This window comes from Haloferax litoreum (assembly GCF_009674605.1).
GTDB classification, from domain to species: Archaea; Halobacteriota; Halobacteria; order Halobacteriales; family Haloferacaceae; genus Haloferax; species Haloferax litoreum.
Map to the genome: position 1 here is coordinate 1,784,644 of NZ_WKJO01000001.1, position 18,060 is coordinate 1,802,703.

Annotated in this window: 18 protein-coding genes and 1 tRNA gene; 10 read left to right on the forward strand and 9 right to left on the reverse strand. The window is 61.2% G+C overall.

Annotated features, from left to right (window positions below):
- The first annotated feature begins 2 nt into the window (after nt 1–2).
- Together carA and GJR96_RS09160 are read left to right on the forward strand one after the other, a co-directional pair.
- The gene (carA, locus tag GJR96_RS09155; RefSeq protein ID WP_151162665.1) at nt 3–1,085 is read left to right on the forward strand and encodes a glutamine-hydrolyzing carbamoyl-phosphate synthase small subunit; all 1,083 of its coding nucleotides are present in this window, start codon (nt 3–5) and stop codon (nt 1,083–1,085) included.
- A 148-nt stretch (nt 1,086–1,233) separates the two neighbouring features.
- On the forward strand, nt 1,234–2,262 hold the full coding sequence (locus GJR96_RS09160; RefSeq protein WP_151162666.1) for a PAS domain-containing protein: 1,029 nt from the start codon (nt 1,234–1,236) through the stop codon (nt 2,260–2,262).
- A gap of 35 nt (nt 2,263–2,297) precedes the next feature.
- Here GJR96_RS09160 and GJR96_RS09165 read toward each other — a convergent pair whose 3' ends face one another.
- The 3 genes from GJR96_RS09165 to GJR96_RS09175 form a co-directional block, all read right to left on the reverse strand.
- The gene (locus GJR96_RS09165; protein ID WP_151162667.1) at nt 2,298–3,206 is read right to left on the reverse strand and encodes a GNAT family N-acetyltransferase; all 909 of its coding nucleotides are present in this window, start codon (nt 3,204–3,206) and stop codon (nt 2,298–2,300) included.
- Nucleotides 3,207–3,210: 4 nt separating this feature from the next.
- Nucleotides 3,211–4,458, reverse strand: coding sequence for a Glu-tRNA(Gln) amidotransferase subunit GatD (gatD, locus tag GJR96_RS09170; protein WP_151162668.1), 1,248 nt, complete (start codon nt 4,456–4,458; stop codon nt 3,211–3,213).
- A 216-nt stretch (nt 4,459–4,674) separates the two neighbouring features.
- Nucleotides 4,675–5,070: a hypothetical protein gene (locus tag GJR96_RS09175; RefSeq protein ID WP_151162669.1), complete on the reverse strand. Its 396-nt coding sequence runs from the start codon at nt 5,068–5,070 to the stop codon at nt 4,675–4,677.
- A 94-nt stretch (nt 5,071–5,164) separates the two neighbouring features.
- Here GJR96_RS09175 and GJR96_RS09180 point away from each other — a divergent pair, with 94 nt between their 5' ends.
- The 3 genes from GJR96_RS09180 (at nt 5,165) to GJR96_RS09190 (ending at nt 7,053) form a co-directional block, all read left to right on the forward strand.
- Complete coding sequence (locus GJR96_RS09180; protein WP_151162670.1) at nt 5,165–5,656, forward strand: hypothetical protein; 492 nt, start codon at nt 5,165–5,167, stop codon at nt 5,654–5,656.
- Nucleotides 5,657–5,721: 65 nt separating this feature from the next.
- Complete coding sequence (locus GJR96_RS09185) at nt 5,722–6,147, forward strand: DUF5518 domain-containing protein (protein ID WP_151162671.1); 426 nt, start codon at nt 5,722–5,724, stop codon at nt 6,145–6,147.
- Between the two features lie 111 nt (nt 6,148–6,258).
- Nucleotides 6,259–7,053 (forward strand): CBS domain-containing protein, encoded by a 795-nt coding sequence (locus GJR96_RS09190; protein WP_151163972.1) that lies wholly within the window; start codon nt 6,259–6,261, stop codon nt 7,051–7,053.
- A 15-nt stretch (nt 7,054–7,068) separates the two neighbouring features.
- Here the strand turns inward: GJR96_RS09190 and GJR96_RS09195 are convergent, their stop codons facing one another.
- Together GJR96_RS09195 and GJR96_RS09200 are read right to left on the reverse strand one after the other, a co-directional pair.
- Complete coding sequence (locus GJR96_RS09195) at nt 7,069–7,722, reverse strand: ArsR/SmtB family transcription factor (protein WP_151162672.1); 654 nt, start codon at nt 7,720–7,722, stop codon at nt 7,069–7,071.
- A gap of 92 nt (nt 7,723–7,814) precedes the next feature.
- A complete protein-coding gene (locus tag GJR96_RS09200) occupies nt 7,815–8,483 on the reverse strand; it encodes a DUF1405 domain-containing protein (RefSeq protein ID WP_151162673.1) in 669 nt (222 codons plus the stop codon).
- A 147-nt stretch (nt 8,484–8,630) separates the two neighbouring features.
- On the opposite strand from GJR96_RS09200, the gene gpmI reads away from it, so the two are divergent.
- Complete coding sequence (gpmI, locus tag GJR96_RS09205) at nt 8,631–10,229, forward strand: 2,3-bisphosphoglycerate-independent phosphoglycerate mutase (protein ID WP_151162674.1); 1,599 nt, start codon at nt 8,631–8,633, stop codon at nt 10,227–10,229.
- Nucleotides 10,230–10,262: 33 nt separating this feature from the next.
- Here gpmI and GJR96_RS09210 read toward each other — a convergent pair whose 3' ends face one another.
- Nucleotides 10,263–10,895 (reverse strand): TVP38/TMEM64 family protein, encoded by a 633-nt coding sequence (locus tag GJR96_RS09210; protein WP_151162675.1) that lies wholly within the window; start codon nt 10,893–10,895, stop codon nt 10,263–10,265.
- 90 nt (nt 10,896–10,985) lie between these two features.
- On the opposite strand from GJR96_RS09210, the gene GJR96_RS09215 reads away from it, so the two are divergent.
- Nucleotides 10,986–11,357 (forward strand): DUF5830 family protein, encoded by a 372-nt coding sequence (locus GJR96_RS09215; RefSeq protein WP_151162676.1) that lies wholly within the window; start codon nt 10,986–10,988, stop codon nt 11,355–11,357.
- 84 nt (nt 11,358–11,441) lie between these two features.
- On the opposite strand, the gene GJR96_RS09220 is transcribed toward GJR96_RS09215, so the two are convergent.
- Nucleotides 11,442–12,503 carry a DUF7115 domain-containing protein gene (locus GJR96_RS09220; protein WP_151162677.1) on the reverse strand — a complete coding sequence of 354 codons (1,062 nt, stop codon included), beginning with the start codon at nt 12,501–12,503 and terminating at the stop codon, nt 11,442–11,444.
- Nucleotides 12,504–12,678: 175 nt separating this feature from the next.
- Here GJR96_RS09220 and GJR96_RS09225 point away from each other — a divergent pair.
- A tRNA-Met gene (locus GJR96_RS09225) sits at nt 12,679–12,827 on the forward strand.
- A gap of 38 nt (nt 12,828–12,865) precedes the next feature.
- Here GJR96_RS09225 and GJR96_RS18290 read toward each other — a convergent pair.
- Nucleotides 12,866–13,246 carry a hypothetical protein gene (locus tag GJR96_RS18290; protein WP_154326201.1) on the reverse strand — a complete coding sequence of 127 codons (381 nt, stop codon included), beginning with the start codon at nt 13,244–13,246 and terminating at the stop codon, nt 12,866–12,868.
- 311 nt (nt 13,247–13,557) lie between these two features.
- On the opposite strand from GJR96_RS18290, the gene GJR96_RS09235 reads away from it, so the two are divergent.
- Nucleotides 13,558–15,693: a DUF7845 domain-containing protein gene (locus tag GJR96_RS09235; RefSeq protein WP_225317723.1), complete on the forward strand. Its 2,136-nt coding sequence runs from the start codon at nt 13,558–13,560 to the stop codon at nt 15,691–15,693.
- 579 nt (nt 15,694–16,272) lie between these two features.
- On the opposite strand, the gene GJR96_RS09240 is transcribed toward GJR96_RS09235, so the two are convergent.
- Complete coding sequence (locus GJR96_RS09240; RefSeq protein WP_151162679.1) at nt 16,273–17,121, reverse strand: hypothetical protein; 849 nt, start codon at nt 17,119–17,121, stop codon at nt 16,273–16,275.
- 175 nt (nt 17,122–17,296) lie between these two features.
- Between GJR96_RS09240 and GJR96_RS09245 the strand changes: the two genes are divergently transcribed.
- The gene (locus GJR96_RS09245) at nt 17,297–17,947 is read left to right on the forward strand and encodes a recombinase family protein (protein WP_151163974.1); all 651 of its coding nucleotides are present in this window, start codon (nt 17,297–17,299) and stop codon (nt 17,945–17,947) included.
- The last annotated feature ends 113 nt before the right edge of the window (nt 17,948–18,060 follow it).

Consider the following 18,060-nt stretch of genomic DNA (forward strand, 5'->3'; position numbering starts at 1 on the left):
TAATGTCGGACGCCTATCTGGCCCTGGAAGACGGTCGCGTGGTCGAAGCGCGTGGTCGCGTTCCGGGACGCACACGTGGTGAACTGGTGTTCACGACCGCATACACCGGATACGAAGAGAGTCTGACCGACCCTTCGTACGAAGAACAAGTCCTCACCTTCTCGTACCCCCTCATCGGGAACTACGGCGTCCGAGCCGAGCGATTCGAGTCCGACCGGGTCCACCCGCGTGCCGCCGTTGCACGCGAGTTCACCGACGACGTCGTCGAGTGGCTCGCCGACGAGGGCGTGCCAGCGGTCGACCACATCGACACCCGTGACCTCGTGACGTCGATTCGTGAAGAGGGCGCGATGAAGGTCGGAATCGCCGTCGGCGAAGATGCGACCCCTGAAGCCGCGAAAGAAGAACTCGCGAAGTGCAAGGGCATGAGCGAACACGTCGACATCGGCGCACAGGTCACGACACCCGAACTCACCACCTACGAGGGTGACGGCGACCAGACGGTCACGCTCGTCGACTGTGGTGCGAAGCAGTCTATCGTCGACTCGCTCGTCGAACGCGGGGCGACAGTTCACGTCCTCCCGTACGACGCGACGGCGGACGACGTGTCCGCACTCGACTCCGACGTGCTGTTCATCTCGAACGGTCCCGGTGACCCGGAGAACTACACTGCGACTCGCGAACTCGTCGAGGAGTTCGCCGGTGACGTCCCCATCGCGGGCATCTGTCTCGGCCAACAAATCGTCGCGAGCGCACTCGGCGGCACCACCGAGAAGATGGCCTTCGGTCACCGTGGCGTGAACCAACCCGTCCGCGACCTGCAGACTGGGAAAGTCATCATGACGACCCAGAACCACGGCTACACCGTCGCAGACCCCGGTGAGCACCTCGACGTGACGCAAATCAACGTCAACGACGACACCGCGGAAGGCCTCGAAAGCGAGGACCTGAGCGTCATCACGCGCCAGTACCACCCAGAGGCTCACCCCGGACCCCACGACTCGCTCGGCTTCTTCGATGACGTCCTCTCCATGGCGGACCCTGAGGGAAATGGCCGTAAGCGGCGCATCGTCGCCTCGGACTGACCGAATCGTCCTCTAATCCACAATTTTACCAGTTACGAACCACTTTCCCTAATCTCGACCAGCGGCGGTGCTGTCGGTCACTTTGACAGGGATATCCGAGGCCGCCATGAGAGGTACTGTCAAGCGCTTACGGCACGTACCGATTCTCATGGGGGACGCTTCGCTCATCGAGCGGGGGTTCGACGAACTCCCAGCGGAGATTGCACTACTCGATACACACGGTGACATCATCTACACCAATCGAGCGTGGCGAATGTTCGCCGAGACCAACGGGTACGTCGGTGACGTCGACGCGATTGGCGTCAATTACCTCGACGTCTGCGAGGCGGCGCGCGACGAGGACGAGACAGCAGGCCTCGTCGCCGACGGCATCCGCGCTCTCCTCCGCGGGCAACAGGACCTGTTCGCCATCGAATACCCGTGTCACTCTCCGACGGTATACCGGTGGTTCATGATGCGGGCCGTTCCCTTCGATACGCCCCGACACGGGCGATTCGTCCTCGTCATGCACCTCGACATCACCGAGCGCCGACTCGCAGAGTTGCAAGTCAACGAGAAGAACCAGCACCTCGCGATGCTCGCACACGTCCTCTCGAAAGACCTCAAAGAACCACTCACGGCGGCAATCGAGAAGGCAGGGCGACTCGTGGCGAAAGACGCCCCCGACGCGTCGTCGCTCTCGAAGATACTCTCGCGCATCGACGCCATCATCGAACAGAGCGTCACGCTCGCCGACCAGGTGGCGACGCTGGAACTCGAACCGGTCGACTTCCGCGAGTACGTCGAAACCGAGTGGGAGGCCATCGGCAACGCGAGCGACATCGACTTTCGCGTGACGGGTGGTGGCGTCCTCGCCGCAGACGAACACCTCTTCGGACTCTTCCTCAGTTCGCTCTTCACGAACAACGTCCGACGAAGTTCTGTTCCGGGGTACCCCTCGCAAATCGTCGTGGGAGCGACCATCGACGGCTTCTACGTCGACGACGACGGCCCACGACCCACTGCCGAAGAACGCGCCGCGGCGACGGGACGAAACCAGTTGCTCGGGGTCGATTACGACTCGGTCGAACTCTCTGTCACCAAACGAATCGCCGACCTGCACGGGTGGGACCTCGACATCACCGAGTCAGAACTCGGCGGTGCCCGGTTCGAGGTCCGCGGCATCACGTGGCGGTGACCGCGTCGGTGTCGGTCCAAGTGGTGAGTCTGTGACTACGAGAGGTCCGCTTCCATCACGAAGGTCGGTTGTTCCGCCACGTCGCTCCGCGCGACAGAGACGTCTGAGACCCACTGGACGCCCTCGGGGACGAGGACGCGCGTTCGGTCGGCACCGACCGACGCCGCATCACGCCGAACAGCGTCTATCAGCGCAGTGCAGGCGTCTTCGTCGTTCCACGCGGCGACTGCGTACTCGGCCCACGTCACCTCGCCTTCGTCGTCGAGTTCCCGCGAGTACGTCCGATTGCGGTAGGTGAAGCCGCGGACTCGGTCGTCGCCGACGACGAACAGTCGGTCGTCTGCCGCCGCGTCGTGGAGTCTGGACCGGGTCAGTTCGGAGACGGCCCACGATTCGTTGGCGTCGAGAGCGAGCCCAGAGAGTTGGGTTCGCATCTCGCTGCCGGTCCAGAACGCCCACGCCGCGTCGGCGTCGTCGGTGACCGACAGAGCAGGTGTCGCGTCAGCATTCGGTTCGGGTGTCGCCCAGCGGAACTCCATTCCCGGGTCGAACCCGACGTGTCGGGCGTTGGCGAGACTGGGGACGTTCCACGAGAAAATCATGTTTCGCACCCGTTTCGCACCCTGGTCGCGCGCCCAGTCGAAGAGGGCGTGCGTGAGTTCGGTTGCGAGGCCTTGCTCGCGGTACTCCGGTGCGACGCGCATCCCTTGTGCCCACGCTTCGTACTCCGAGAGCATGACCATCTGCGCGATGGCCGCAACCTCGTCAGAGGGCGTCTCGTCACCCATGTCGACGAGGAGGGTCGCTTGCTCGTTCTCGCCCGGTTCTATCCACTCGTGGTAGATGTCGGGGATGTAGTCTGACCCGCCGCGGTCGGCCCACGTGTCGCGGGTGAAAGCGACGACAGCGTCGTAATCCTCGGGTCGCGCGGGTCGTATCTCCATCAGGTTACTCCCACGGGACCGAGCGCTCGGTCAGTTCGCCTTCGAGGTTCCGCCCCATGGCACCCGCCGGGTCCGAGTGGTTCGCGAGCGCCCACATGAGTTTCACCTTCGCGGTGCCGGGGAGGGTGTCACCTGCTTCGACGACGCCCGCGTCGAGGAGGTCACGACCAGTGTCGTAGACGCGGTCACAGACGCGGCCTTCGAGACACTGCGAGGTCATGACGACGACGGTGCCGTCCTCGACGAGTTCCTCGATTCGCGGGATGAGGTCGGTGTGGATGTGCCCGAGACCCGTGCCCTCGATGACGAGGCCCGCTTTGCCGTCGAGGTAGTCGAGGACGGCGGGGTCCATCCCGGGCGTGAACTTCACGAGTTCGACGCCGGATTCGAGGCCAGCGTTGAGTGCGAGTTCCTGTTCGTCGCGAGCGGTGTAGTCGCGACGGAACGTGACTTCTTCAGCCTCGTAGTCGACTTCGCCGAGCGGTTTCGCACCGATGGTCTGGAAGGCATCGCGACGCGAGGTGTGGTTCTTGCGGACGCGAGTCCCTTCGTGGAGGGCGCACACGTCGTCGGACTCGGAGCCGTGCATGCAAATCATGACCTCCGCGGCGTCGGCCTTGGCGGCCTCGACGGCGCAGACGGCGTTCATCACGTTGTCGGAAGACGGCCGATCCGCCGAGCGTTGACTGCCCGTGAAGACGATGGGAACGGGGGTGTCGAGCATGAACGACATCGCCGACGCGGAGAACTGCATCGTGTCGGTTCCGTGCATGACGACGACGCCGTCGGCACCCGCCTCGATTTCCTCGGCGATGGCCTCCGCGAGGTCGACCCACACGTCGGTCGTCATGTTCTCGGAGAGGATGTTGGCGACGACCCGCCCGCGGTAGTTCGCGCGTCCGGCGAGGTCCGGCACGGCGCGAAGCACGTCTTCGGCGTCGAACTGCGCCGTCACGGCACCGGTTCGGTAGTCAACCGTCGATGCGATGGTCCCGCCGGTGGAGATGAGCGAGATAGTCGGGAGGTCTTCGTCGAACTCGATTTCGGAGGTTCCGTCGCTGTCGGACTGTGCGTCTTCGATGTCGTAGACGTCCGTCTCCAGTACGTCGACGTCCGCATCGTCGAGCTCGATGCCGACGTTGTAGCCGCCGTCGAGTTTGACGACGAGGTACTCGTCGGTCGAAGAGGGCATCAAGACACCTTCGTTCGTGACGCCCGCGTTGGTTACGCGGACGCGGTCCCCTGCGTTCATATCGCGGGATACCGCGGGGTCAGACTTCAAACCCACCTTTTTATCGGAGGGGTGGCTGAGCCACCCCTCCGACAAAAATCTGGAGGGAAAAAGGCCGAGAGGCTCGCGATGCTCGCCTCTCGGTGCGATTGCTGGTCAGGACAGCACGGGACGCACCCGCACAGCCACCCGTATAGTCTGCCCAGTGCTTTGATGGCCAAGACAGACCAATCGTTGCTATACTTCTACTGTCTCCTCGTCGACCTCGCCACTCGATTCGACTCGCAAAACCGTGGATTCGTAGTCTTGAATGGTGTCGCTGTAGGCTTCTTGCCCGTCTACGTACAGGGTGACGTCACAGGTTTCGGCGTCGGCCTCTCGTCTGAGTGTTTTCCCTTCACCCGGTCGTATCTCGAATTCTTCGTCTCGGCATCCCGCGTCCAACACAACCGCTCCAGAGAACGCTGGACTCACGAACACTCTCAGCATCTCAGAGCCCTCACACAGTTGGTACGGGCCGCATTCGTCTGTCGTCTCGGCGTCATCCTCGGAACGTCGAGTAGATGCATCACTCGTACAACCGGAGAGAGCGACGAGCGAGCCAGCAACCGCGAGAACCCGTCTGCGTTTCACACTGTTACAGTCGACTGACATACTAAGTGTCTTGTGAGGGTTCACCAGCGCACACGGCACAAGAGCCATCACCGTCGCAGACAACCTAGCAGACATGCAACGGTCGGACCAAAAAGAGTCTGAGCGGTCCGTCGACGACATCTTCGCCGGGCTAAATCTCGACGAGGACGAATCGACGCCGACGAAGGACTCGAAACGCGGCGGTGGTCGTCTCGGTGGCCTGTTCTCCCTCCGGACGTTCCTCGTCGCTCTCGTGCTCTCCATCGGTGGCCTCCTCGTTGGTGGCGCAATCCCCATCGTCGGGTTCGTCGGCCGCTTCGTCGGCATCGCTGCGGTCGGATTCCTCCTCGGACTCGTCGGGTCGAAGCGACGATATGTCGAAGTCGGACTCGCGGGCGCGATTGCCGCGGGCCTCGCGTTCGTCCTCTCGACGCTGTTCTCGGTGTTCGCGCCGTTCGCAGTCTCGCTCCTCGCGGACTATGGGCTCGCAATTGCGGGCGTGGGCGCGCTCAGCGGTGCCCTCGCTGGACTCGTCGGCCACTACTTCGGCCGTGATTTGAAAGACGGCCTGACGAGAGAGGTGTAGCCGGGGCGTGGCGGTGATTACTTGACGATGGAAAACCATTTTTTCAGTGACAACAGTCGAGACTCATGTTCGAGATTGGTCCCTCCCTAAAGAGGCTCCCCGATGCGTGGCGGTACGCGCTCGTCGGTGGCCTGCTTTCGCTCCCGTTTACAGTCGCCAGCTACGCGCAGACCCGTTCTGAGTTATCACTCTCGGCGGTACTCGTCGGCGGATTCCTCGCCGGATACCTCGCAACGCGGCAGACGGGTGAGAGCACGGGTGTGGGTGTCCGTGCCGGCCTCGTCGGTGCCCTCCCGGTCCTCTGGATGCTCTCCGACATGTTCGGAACTATCCGCGTGCTACCGAACCCGGTGTGGTTTTCGGCAGTGCTCGTCGCCATCGCCCTCGTCGTGGCCGTGCTCGCCTTCGGACTAGCCGCGCTTGGTGGGATGGTCGGGTCGAGACTCGGGAGTTGGGTTGCCGGCGGCCCACAGACACCAGCACCTCGGTAACGCTCAGTTCGATTCGGTTGTCACGGTCAACCAAGCCAGTACGTTTAGGCCGGTGCAGGCTGAACGTGGGCTACGCCGATTCACCGTGCGAGGCACTTTTCTATGACACCGATGGAACTCGACGACGTTCGCGTCGACGCGTACATGACGACTGGCGTGGATACCGTCTGCCCCGAGACGTGGGTGACTGATGTCGTCGACCAACTCAAGACCGGGTCGCAGTACGGTGGTCTTCCGGTCGTCGACGGCGACGACCACCTCCTCGGGTTCGTCGGCGCAATCGACATCTTGGAAGTCCACGGCAGCGAGCAAGTGAAGTCGGTCATGAGTCGGAATCCCGTCGTCGTTCGTCCGGAGATGACGGTGAAGAACGCGGCCCGCGTCATCTTCCGCACTGGCCACCAGTTCCTCCCCGTTGTGGACGACGATGGGGTTCTCCTCGGTATGTTCTCGAACGGGGACGCCGTCAGGAGTCAAATCGAGCGCACGACGCCCTCGAAGGTGCAGAGTACACGGGAGATGCTGGAACGCACCCACGGGATTTCGATTCGCGTCACCGAACGGGACGTGGCCGTCTCCTCGTTGATTCCGACGCAACGCGAAGTACACGGTGACGAACTCGAAGGTCGCACGTACGAACTCAAGAACGGCCTCGCAGAACCACTCATCGTCGTCTCCTACGGTTCTGAGACGCTCCTCGTCGACGGGCACCACCGCGCACTCGCGGCCCGGCGACTGGACATCGAACGGATGGCCGCGCACGTACTCACGGTCTCACCGGAGGAAGTCGGACAACTGGGCCTCCGACGAATCGCTCGCCTCGGCGGACTCGACTCCCTCGCGGACGTCGAAGTCAACGACTACGTACAACACCCGCTCATCGAGAAGACGGAGTCTGCCCGGTAGGAGCGACGCGCCGACTCAGTTGATTTCCCAGCCGTCACCGTTGTAGACGACGAGTCCACCCTCGGCGAGACGCTGGAGTGCCGCGTCGACCATGCCGGGGTCGGCGTTCACGTCCTTCGCAACGTCTCTGACGGTGTCGGCACCGTTCGCGAGGGACGCGAGAATCTCGGCGTAGAACCGACTGTCGGCGTCGACGCCGAGGCGTTCGTTGATTCGGTCGAGGACGTCGGTCAAGCGACCCTGGACCCACCGCTGGGCGAGTGAGAGTTCGTTGTCGAGTTCCTGTAACTTGCCGAGTTCGCGCGCGAGGTCGACGACGTCGTTCGTCTCGGTGTTCTCTACGTCGAGCGTGACGTGTGGACATCGACCGGCCATGTCGAGACTCGGACTCGGTGGGTAGGCGCTCTTCGCGCCGAACCCGTACGGTGAGACGTTCACCTCGAGTCGGAGGTTTCGCGAGATGTGGAAGTACTTTCGTCGCTGGTCGTCGGTCCGTGACTCGATGAGGCCCGCGTCTTCCAACTTTCGAAGGTGGTCGATGACGGCCTTTGGGCTGACGCCGAGGTACTCGCTTATCTCGGTGACGTAGCAGGGTTTCTGCGAAAGTAACCGCAAGATTCGACGGCGGTTTTCGTTCCCGAGTAGGTCTAGCAGTACCGCGGAGTCCATTACGTATCCACATAGTCTACGGGTAGGCAAAAGCCTGACTCATGTGGAACGTGACGCCGTAATGCGATTAGTGATTCCTCCGCACGGTTGGGTCAGGAGGCCGACGGTGGGAGACGTTCGAACGCTCGGTCGGCGAGGAACACCGCGAAGAACGACAGACCGACGGTGATGACTGCGAGCAGGACGCCAGCCTCGTACTTCAGCGGCGGATAGTAGCCGAACCCGTAGTCGAACACGTCGTTGACGAGTGCGAGTGCGAGGGCGAATCCGAGCGCACCTTTCGTCGTCGCACCGTAGCGTGGGACGAGATACGCCGCGACGAGAAATCCGAGGTGGGTGAGCATGATTCCCCAGTAGTCCCAGAGCGCCGCACCGGAAAAGCCGACGTAGAGGTCGGGACGGAGGTTCAGTGCGACGGCGGTCCAGATACCGTACTTGACCAACCAGACGAACGCGAGCGTGTGGAGGTACGCGAGCGGTCGATTGACGGGCGCGTCGGCGACGCGGCGGCCGAGGTTCGGGAGCAACGTCGCGGCTGACAGCGTCATCAACGCGAGGGCCGCCGGCGAGTCGCCGAACAGCGGGTAGAGGAACGTCGGGATGTCGGCGAGCGAAGGGTCGGAGTGGACGTAGAAACTCACGCCGACGAGGAACGCCGAGGCGTTGAGGGCGAGGAAGACGACGAGACTGGGGCCGTTTCCGAGGTAGTACTCGACCCACTCGTCGACGGCCTCGTCGAGGTCGAAATCGCGCAGACGCATCGCCGATGTGGACGGTGCGCCGGAAGAAAAGGCCGTCGGGGACGACCTGGAGGAGTCGCCGTCGAACGAGTGGCCGTCCGAGTCGAACGGGCGGCCGTCGCTGCCGAGAACAAAGGACAATTACCCCGCGGTGCCGAATCGCCGCGTATGAACGCAGCCCTCATCATCCTCGACGGGTGGGGTCTCGGTGACCACGACCGCCGCGACGCCATCAAAGCGGCGGACACGCCGAACTTCGACAACTACCGCGACGCGGGTGCCTCCGGCACGCTCATCGTCGACGGGCGGCGCGTCGGCCTTCCGGACGGCCAGATGGGTAACAGCGAAGTCGGCCACCTCAACATCGGGGCCGGCCGCGTCGTCAAACAGGCGTACACCCGCATCGGCGACAGCATCGAAGACGGGTCGTTCTACGAGAACGAGGCCATCACGGGCGCGTACGACCACGCCGAAGAGACGGGCGGCCGCGTCCACCTGATGGGTCTCGTCTCCGACGGCGGCGTCCACTCCGACCAAGAGCACCTCCACGCACTCATCGAACTCGCGGCGGACCGTGGCGTCGAGGCCGTCACTCACGCGTTCATGGACGGGCGTGACACCTCTCCGACCGGTGGCGAGGGCTACCTCACCGACCTCGAAGCAGTCGTCGACGAACAGGGAACCGGACAAGTCGCGACCGTCTCAGGGCGCTACTACGCGATGGACCGCGACCAGAACTGGGAGCGAACGAAGCGCGCCTACGACGCAATCGTCGAACGCGAGGCCGACTGGACCGCAGCGACCGCCGTCGAGGCCGTCACCGACTCGTACGACCGCGGCGACACCGACGAGTTCGTCGAACCGACACTCGTCGACGATGCACCCGCGCTCGAAGACGGCGACTCGGTCATCTTCTTCAACTTCCGCGCGGACCGCGCCCGCCAACTCGTCCGGATGCTCTGCGACATCGAACCCGAGTGGGACTTCGAGACGACGCCGCCGGAGATTCTCATGACGACGATGACGCAGTACGACAAGACGTTCGACGTGTCGGTTGCCTTCCCGCCGGAGCAACCCGAAGACACGCTGGGAGAAGTCCTCGCCGGCAAGGGGATGACCCAGATGCGCCTCGCGGAGTCCGAGAAGTACCCCCACGTCACGTACTTCCTCAACGGTGGCCGCGAAGTCGAGTTCGACGGCGAGATTCGACGTATCGTCCCGAGTCCGGACGTGCCGACGTACGACCTGCAACCCGAGATGTCCGCCGAGGAACTCACCGACACGGCCATCGACGTCATCGACTCGGACGACCCGGACGTGATGGTCCTCAACTACGCCAACCCCGACATGGTCGGGCACACCGGCGACTACGACGCGGCTATCGAGGCAGTCGAGGCCGTCGACGCACAACTCGGCCGACTCGTCGAGAGCGTCCGCGCACACGGCGGCCACGTGTGTATCACCGCCGACCACGGAAACGCGGACGACATGGGCACCGAAGACGACCCGCACACTGCGCACACCTTCAATCCAGTTCCGTTCGTCTATCTCGCCGCCGAGAACGCTGACGAATCGGCAGGCGCGGACGGCGACGCCGAGGACGCCGAGGACGCCGAGACGGACGAGTCCGAGGCGGCAGACCACCCACTCTCGGGCGGCCGAACAATCCGCGAAGGCGGGTCACTCTGCGACATCGCACCGACGATACTCGAACTGGTCGAAGTCGACCAGCCTTCGGCGATGACAGGCGAGTCGCTCCTCGAATAACGGGCTGACTGGGGAATCGGCCTCGTCCCGATATTACGCTTCGGCCCCTGCCCTGTACCGGCGGTACGCGGGGGGAACGAGTAACCCACATCCTGCGAGCGCTGCGAGTGCGACGAACTCCGGTCGAACGACTGCCTGTAGCGACCCAGTTGTGAGCGTCTCGACAGACGCGCCGGCGACGACACCTGCGACTGCCCACGGGAGTTCACCGAGTGCGGTTCCGAGTGCGAACGCGCCGAGTGGGACGTTCGCGACACCCGCCGCGACAGACACAACGTCGGATGGAACCGGCAGTAGCCTGCTCGCGGTGACGCCCCGAACGGACCCCGTCATCGCGACGGTTTCTTCGCCAACCTCGGCCAGTCGGGTCGTCCCGCGGAACCGGCGGGCGAAGAGGAACGGAGGGATGCTCGTGAGGACGATGAGCGCGAGGGCGAACGGAATGCCGATTGGGCCGAGTCCGTACCCGACGACGAGGGCGATGAGTGTCGTCGGCCACGCCAGAAGCGGACGAACGAGGGCGAGGATGCTCACCGCGACGACGAGACGAACTGGGTCGGCAGCGACCCACGTCGCGTGCGAGATGGCCGCCGCTGGTGAGACGACGAACGCACCGACCAAGAGGACGGCCAGTGCGAGGCCAGCGGCGAGGCGTGGGCGGTTCACGGTGACTCGCCAGAGCGTCGTCTCGCAGCGACCAAACCCTTTGTGCTTCGGAGGGCTTTAGCCCGATGCGGCTCGATAGGTACCTGATTCGTGACGGAACAGACACGTGAGGAACGCGTCGAACTCGCACTCGAACTCCTCGCCCACCTCGAAGCGGACGAACTCTCGCTCGCCGAGGTGGTCGACCGCATCGAGACGGTCACGACAGACCCCACGCTCACGCGGGACATCCTCGACAAAGCAGAACTCCGCGGCATCGTCGAACGGGAAGACGGCCGAATTCGACACCAACGCGGCGGGACGTTCGTTCGGTTCGAGAGTCAGGTCGTCCAGCGTGAAGGGGACTTCGACTGTCGTCGCTGCGGTGCGTCCATCTCGACGGGACACTTCGTGCGCTTCGAGTCCGGTGAACTCGGACCCTTTGGCTCGTCGTGTATTCGGAAAGTCCTCGGGCGAGAGTAGTCGAACACTCGGGGGAATGCGACGAAAGAGAAGGAAGGCGCGTCGAGACCGGTGGTGAGAAGTGGAGTGCGTGAGAGGGCCGGATTATCGGCCGCGGCGAAGTTCTTCGATGAGTTGCTCGATGAGTTCCTGCTGGTAGCCGAGTTGCTCACTCTGTGCTTCGACGACTTCGCGGAGTGCCTCGACTTCGGCCGCGAGTTCTGTGATGTCGTCGTTCGAATCAGACGCGGGTTCGAAACCAGACCCCTCGAATCCAAGGTCGGCGGCGTCTGCGACGTTCTTCGTGGTCGTTTCGACCGTCTGGGCCTCTGGCGACGACGTACTCGTCGTGGCCGTCGCCTCGACGGTCTGTCCCTCGGCCGGTTCTGCGGATTCGTCGTCCGCGCTCCGTGTCGCGTTCGCTGGTTCGTCGGACAGTTCGCCGGGATTGGCGCTCAGGGGGTCGGGCCCCTCGCCGAAGTCGGTGTTGTCCCGGGCCTCTTCGGCCTCCCCGTCTGCTTCCTGCTGTTCTGCAATCATGAGACGGAACTCTTCGAGACTCCCCACGTCGTGGTAGGCACAGAGCGCCTTCGAGAGCTTCTCACGGACGACGCGAACCTCTTCGTTCGGAATCTTGAACCGCTCTTGACGGCCGTCGACGGTGAGTACGACTGTCGTCGCGACGCTCCCGGATTCGAACTCGAGGTCGGTCACGTCGTCGTAGTGGTACGACTCGTAGTCTTCGTCCCACACCGCGCTTCCGATGTGGCGGACGACACGACACTCGGCGACGGCGAACGTGAGTTCGCTGAACCGGAACGATTGGACCACGCGTTCGTCGTCGTCGATGACGCCGGCCGCAGAGAGGACACCTTCGACGATGGGTTGGAGTGCGTCGTCGAGGCGTTTGACCGAGAGTGCGAACGTCTGGCTGCCGTCGAGGCCGTAATCGAGTGAAATTTTCGCTTTTCGTCGTCCCGCGCTCACAGAGAGTCGCTCGGCAGCGTGTGGAAGCTCATCGACCGACTCGTCCGAGAGAAGCCCCTCGGCGCGGTACACGAGGGTCCGCGTTGGAGTCACAAACAGTTCGTCCTCGCCCCCGAGGTGGACGCGAGACACCACGTCTTCCTCACCGAGGATGGACTGGACGATCTCCGGTTGGCTCATGCGTGTGTGCACCCAGTGTCGGGTCATAAATCCGTGGGTCACAGACCCTCGTGAGTGTGCCGTGAGGGTGCTAGTTGTACGGGCGTATCGCACCCAACCGAGTGCAATGGTGACTCGCCACGGGGTCGGCCAAGATGAGAAGCTTAAATACAATCACCGAACAACGCCAAGTTGAGCCCGGGTGGCTTAGCTGGACATAGCGCCGCACTCATAGGGTTTCACAATCGGTGCGGAACGCCTTGGAAGCCTCCGCCCCTCGCGAGGTCATGCCGGCCTCGCACCTGGGACATGCGGAGATCGTGGGTTCGGAGCCCACCCCGGGCATACTTCAATTCCTTTACATGCCCAATTAAAAAGGGGAGTTACAACGCCGTCTCCTGATTTTTCACTGGAAACGACGGGGGTGTCCCTCTGATGGCTGTCACGACCAGCAGTGGTTGTGACGGCTGTATCCTCGAAGACTGGGGTGAGAGTGCGTGAGTCTCCGCGGTTCCTACTTCACAGCGCTCGCGAACGAGGATGTTGTCCCGGCCGACGACCATCTCGTCTTCGCCATCGTCCGCGATGTTCCTGAGTGGGCCGACGATCTCGTCGACCGCGCGCTCCCCCACCTTGCACCACCTGAGTCGCTGGAGCGTGCTCGGCGTCGCGTCGAGGAAGCTGCCAAGAAAGACGACGATGTGACCAACGCGGTCGCCGTCTCGTGGCACTCGACCAACTTCGAAGAACGCTTCCAGAGCCATCTTCACTCTACTGGGCCGCGTGAAGTCCTATCGAAAGTCGAGTCTGACGCCGAGGAGAAGACTGTCTGGCTCGTTTCGTGGCGTTCCGACGAGAGGTACGACCATCGACGCATCGTCGTCCGCGAACTCCGACAGCGGACGCAAGACGACCCGTGCGATGAAGGCGAACACGAATGGTGTCGTGGGTCTGCCATCGGCGCCACCGTGTGTCGTGTCTGCGGCTACGGTTCGCAGTCGATTACAGATTGGTTTGGTCAGGAGGTCCGCATCGATTACGGTCGTGATGCCACGGCTGACAGAGGTGTTCGACGATGAGCGACGACCGTTCCGGCGATATCGTCGCCGAATTCTCCGTCCTCGACGATGCCGACATCGTCACCTCAGAGGATGACGACACTGTCGCGTCTGCGGTTGAGGGTGAGTACACGCCCGACCACGTCGACAGAGACGTCCAAGACGAACGAGAGAGCGTCGAGCTCGAGATGCACGAGTACGTCGCGACCTGCCGCTACTGCCAGACGACGTTCGAAACCGAAGAGGCCGCTCTCGAGCACGAGTGGAACTGCGACCTGGAGCCGACCGGTGAGTGCCGCTTCTGTGGTGGCACGCACATCCGGAAGGACGTTCGCGAGGACCACTTCTACAGCTGTGTCGAAGCCGAGGAGCACGAGCGTCGTCAGAAACGCGGTGTTCGCGCTCGGACGATGCGCGGGCAAGACTCGAAGACATCCGTTTCGGGCCTTCGGAAGTTCCTCCTTCCGCAGCCTCACGAGTTCTCGGCGTACCTGAAGTGGGACAATTCCCTATCGACGTACTTCGGTCTCGTCTCACTCTACAAGATGCACGATTTCGAGGAGTACGGGAACCTCCGAACCGGTATCGAGTTCGGTGGCGAGGACTGGAATGTCGAGTTCGGCTACGCCGACAACCCCGGTCTTGCGACGCCAGACGATGAGACCGACCTCGGTCGCTGGGACTGGCGCCTCGACAATGTTCCCGAGTTTTTGATACGCGTTTACCCTGCCGCGTACCAGTCGTTCAAAGACGCGAAAGACGACAACCGGAAACGCGCGTACTTCCGTGTCCGGCCGCGCTGGCCCGGTATCGAATCAAAGAGCGGAAAGTCGATTCCGAACCCCCACGGCATTCTCGGCGTCGACGTTGAGACTCGTGGGAGTTACTTCGAGTTCGACCAGTACCCGAGCATTCTCTTCGAAGCGCTACGGGAGCTTCGCGAACGTCAGGACGAGTTTAATTGGAACTCGTTCACTGGGATCGACTTTCGGGCACTCCATCCCGAGAAGATCCACGAGTCGTCTAACATCACCGACGCGGAACTCTACGTGCGCGCGAAGAAGGGCGAGACCGGGAGAGTGTACGCTCTCGACGGGACGCTCCACCGCATCGCACTGATTCTCGGCGGTGAGCGGAGCGGCTACTCGAAGACTGTTCGCGACGACCGTGAGTGCGAAGGCTGGTATCACACGTCCACGGTCTGCGCCATGCGCGCCGCCGAGGTAGTGGGTGGACACGAACTCCCGAAGGAGTTCAAGCACTACCACGTGAAGAATCCCGACGCAGTTGCGGGAACGCCGCTGGAGAACCCGAAGATTGGTGTCTCCTACCAGAACTCACTGTACGACGATACCTTCCGGTTCAAAGACGTCGACCGCCTCCACAAGGAACTCGACGAGGCGTTGTTGAACGTCCTCAACTGGTCGGACCTCCCCGTGACGCCCGACCACCAGAAGTTCGTCAAGGACGATTACTTCAAAGTCGAAGGCGAGGCCCGGATGGCCAAAGTCGTCGACGACCCGCTTCCGCGTATCGCCCAGCAGCAGGACGACGAGATTCGGAAGTTCGCTGTCGCTGGCAACATGGTCGAGACGGATATCGACGTTGTCGACGAACTCGTTACCGACGGTGGTGACCTTTCGCCAGCCGATATTGCCGAGCGTATCGGCAAAGACATCGACACCGTCTACAAGTCCCTCAAACGCCTCGGTGACCTCGTCATCCACGAATACGCTCACGTTGAACTCGCATCGAAGCACATCGCGAACGGAATCGTCGAACACATCGAGTCTGCACGGCGCACCGTCGAGGCCACTCTCGAAGAGGCTGCTGGTGACATCATCCGCGCCGACACCTACGGAACAAGTGACGACCCGTGGTCTCACTGGCTCCGAAACTGGGTCCGTAACCGCACCGATGGAGACGACACTGAACGCCTTGAGATGGCCCCACAGAAGTCGCGGTCCGAGATTAAACGCCTCGTGCGCTCCGGTGTGAATGCCTGGTCCATGGTCACCGGCCGCCACCAATCCGAGTTCGCGAACGAGTTCGAGGTCGTCGCCACCGACCTGGAGACCTCGAGGCGTCACCGCTTCGACCGTGTCTACCTCCTCCAGATGTTCGGGAAGAACATCGTCAAGACCACCAGATAGAGCCCGACTGCTGAGTGGCAACACTACTGTTCTTCGATAGTACCGGAAATTCCTTCTTTGTTTTCAGGCCGTTGGCAACTGTATTTTTCTGGACGTCGTCTCGACCCGCCAGCGACCGCCACCGCCGTCACTCCGAATCCGGGGGTACCCCCCTGATTCTCCGTTAGATGTGTGGCTAAAGAGCCACACACCAAGATTACTTCCGCCACCTTCGGTGGCTCCAGATGAAACACATGAAGCGGGGGTCGCCGCGCCTACTCGGCGCGGCTTGTAGTAGCTGATGTCTACTTACTCTAGACCTTTTTCCTAGGTTATCAGTAGTAAGGAATAGGACTTATTCTAGAAGAACTAGTCTAGAACCTAGGTAAGCGGTAGTAAGACTAGTCCATCACAACGTTAATAGGCTAGGTCACCTAGGAGTAAGACAGGTTACAGTGGACTACCACTGGGGATTACAATGAACTTCCAAAATCGCCTCCGTTCGTTAGAAGAACGGTATGAGGTCTCGAAGAGCCAGCACGCGCATGAACTTGGCCGAACGGTTGCTTACCTTCGAGACTAAACCTCCGCGATACCGGCTTATGCTGACTCGCTGAGGTAAGTTGCAAAGTCTGATTTAGTGGGACCCGAGATTCTGATTAGCTCTGTATGCCCACCCCGTTCGACAGAGTCGATCATGAACTCAGTACAGAGATCCGCGTGCTTTTGTGCGTACTGAGTTAGTGCTTTAGACCGGGGGAGGGTAAGATCGTAATCCGCTAATTTGATCGAAATATCCCCTTTTCGCTCAACTACTTCACATCCCCAGTCTTGAAGGAAAGAGAATGCGGTGGTATTCCGCCTTACAGTGAGTATCCGCTTTGATTCAGCAATATAGTCGTCCACCCAACGCTGCCAGTCGTAGTCTTGGGTGGCGAGCTTGGGGAGGGAAAATCCAGATTGAGCACTCTCGAGATACCATTCGGCGAGGCTGATAGAAGTTCGATGATTTGCGTTTGGGAGCGCGTGCTTCAATATTAGTGTAGACATCAGCTGGCCTGCTACGTCTACGGCGGCGCCTGTCCAGTCGATTTGTGAGAGTGCGTCGGGAATATTCTCGACTTCGATATTCTTGTATATACCCAGCTTTTCACCCTCCTCAAGTTCTTTTTCCTCAATTACTCCTTCGAATATCTGGAGGTATCTGAGTGTAATGATACGGTCGTCTGAGTCAAAGGAATCGAGGGCTTGGTCAAATTTATCGTCGATATCGTCAACCGTTCCACTGGCTCCATTGTTTGTATAAAGTACGTAGAACGGTGTTCCGAAATCAAATCTCTCAATCTTTGCATCACTGTCTGAGGAATGGATGCTATCCCGATCCTCGGTGACGTAGGCAAGCGAATACTGGTTATCATCCGGGTGATGGTAATAGACGGTGTTAGACATGTTTGGAGAGGGAAAGTTGATTTAGCAGCTATTGTGAATAAGACAGTTCACGGGGACTTCAAATACACCCCTCGAATCAAGCGTACCACAAATTTAACGAGAACGAAGGTTCCCGTACAGACTGTGCGTATCTTCGCTTCATTAAGTGATGGACCACCCTGTGCGAGTGTACGAGATGATTGCCTGCTACACTCGGGTCTCGACGGAGGACCAGAACCTCGACCGACAGATAGACGCGACGCAGAAGTACGCCCACGAGACGTTCGGTGTCGGACTCGACGAACTCGAAGTCTACCGGGACAAGTCGACGGGGACCGACACGAACCGGTCGGCGTACAAACGGATGATGTCCGATGTCGAAGCTGGCGCCGTCGACGCTGTCGTCGTCAACAGTATCTCGAGAATTGCACGGTCGATTCGCGACCTCGACCGGACGGCAGAGCGAATTGGTGAGTGTGGCGCCGAGTTACACATCATCTCTGAAGGGTTCACACTTCGACCGGATGACGACGACCCGTACCAACGAGCGATGTTCCAACTGCTCGGAGTTTTCTCCGAGTTAGAAGCACGGATGGCGCAGCAGCGAACGAAGGAGGGTATTTCTGTTCGGCAACAGAACGAAGAGTACCATCACGGACCAGCACCGTTTGGGTTCGAGAAAGACGACGGATTGCTCGTCGAGGGCGAAAACTACGACCAAGTCTGTGCAGTGTTGGAGTTGGTCTCGAAAGGGAATCTCTCGAAACGGAAAGCAGCGAAGGAACTGCAGACGTCACGGGCTACGGTGGACCGGTGTCTTGATCGAGGGACACTCTATGGCCTCTAGCGGTAGACGTTGTTCTGAGTTTGGTAGCCAATATGATTGATAATTATCCCGACTTGGGAGTCCCATATCCAATATCGGTGTGAATTTTCTGATTGCGGAAAAATCGCGATAAT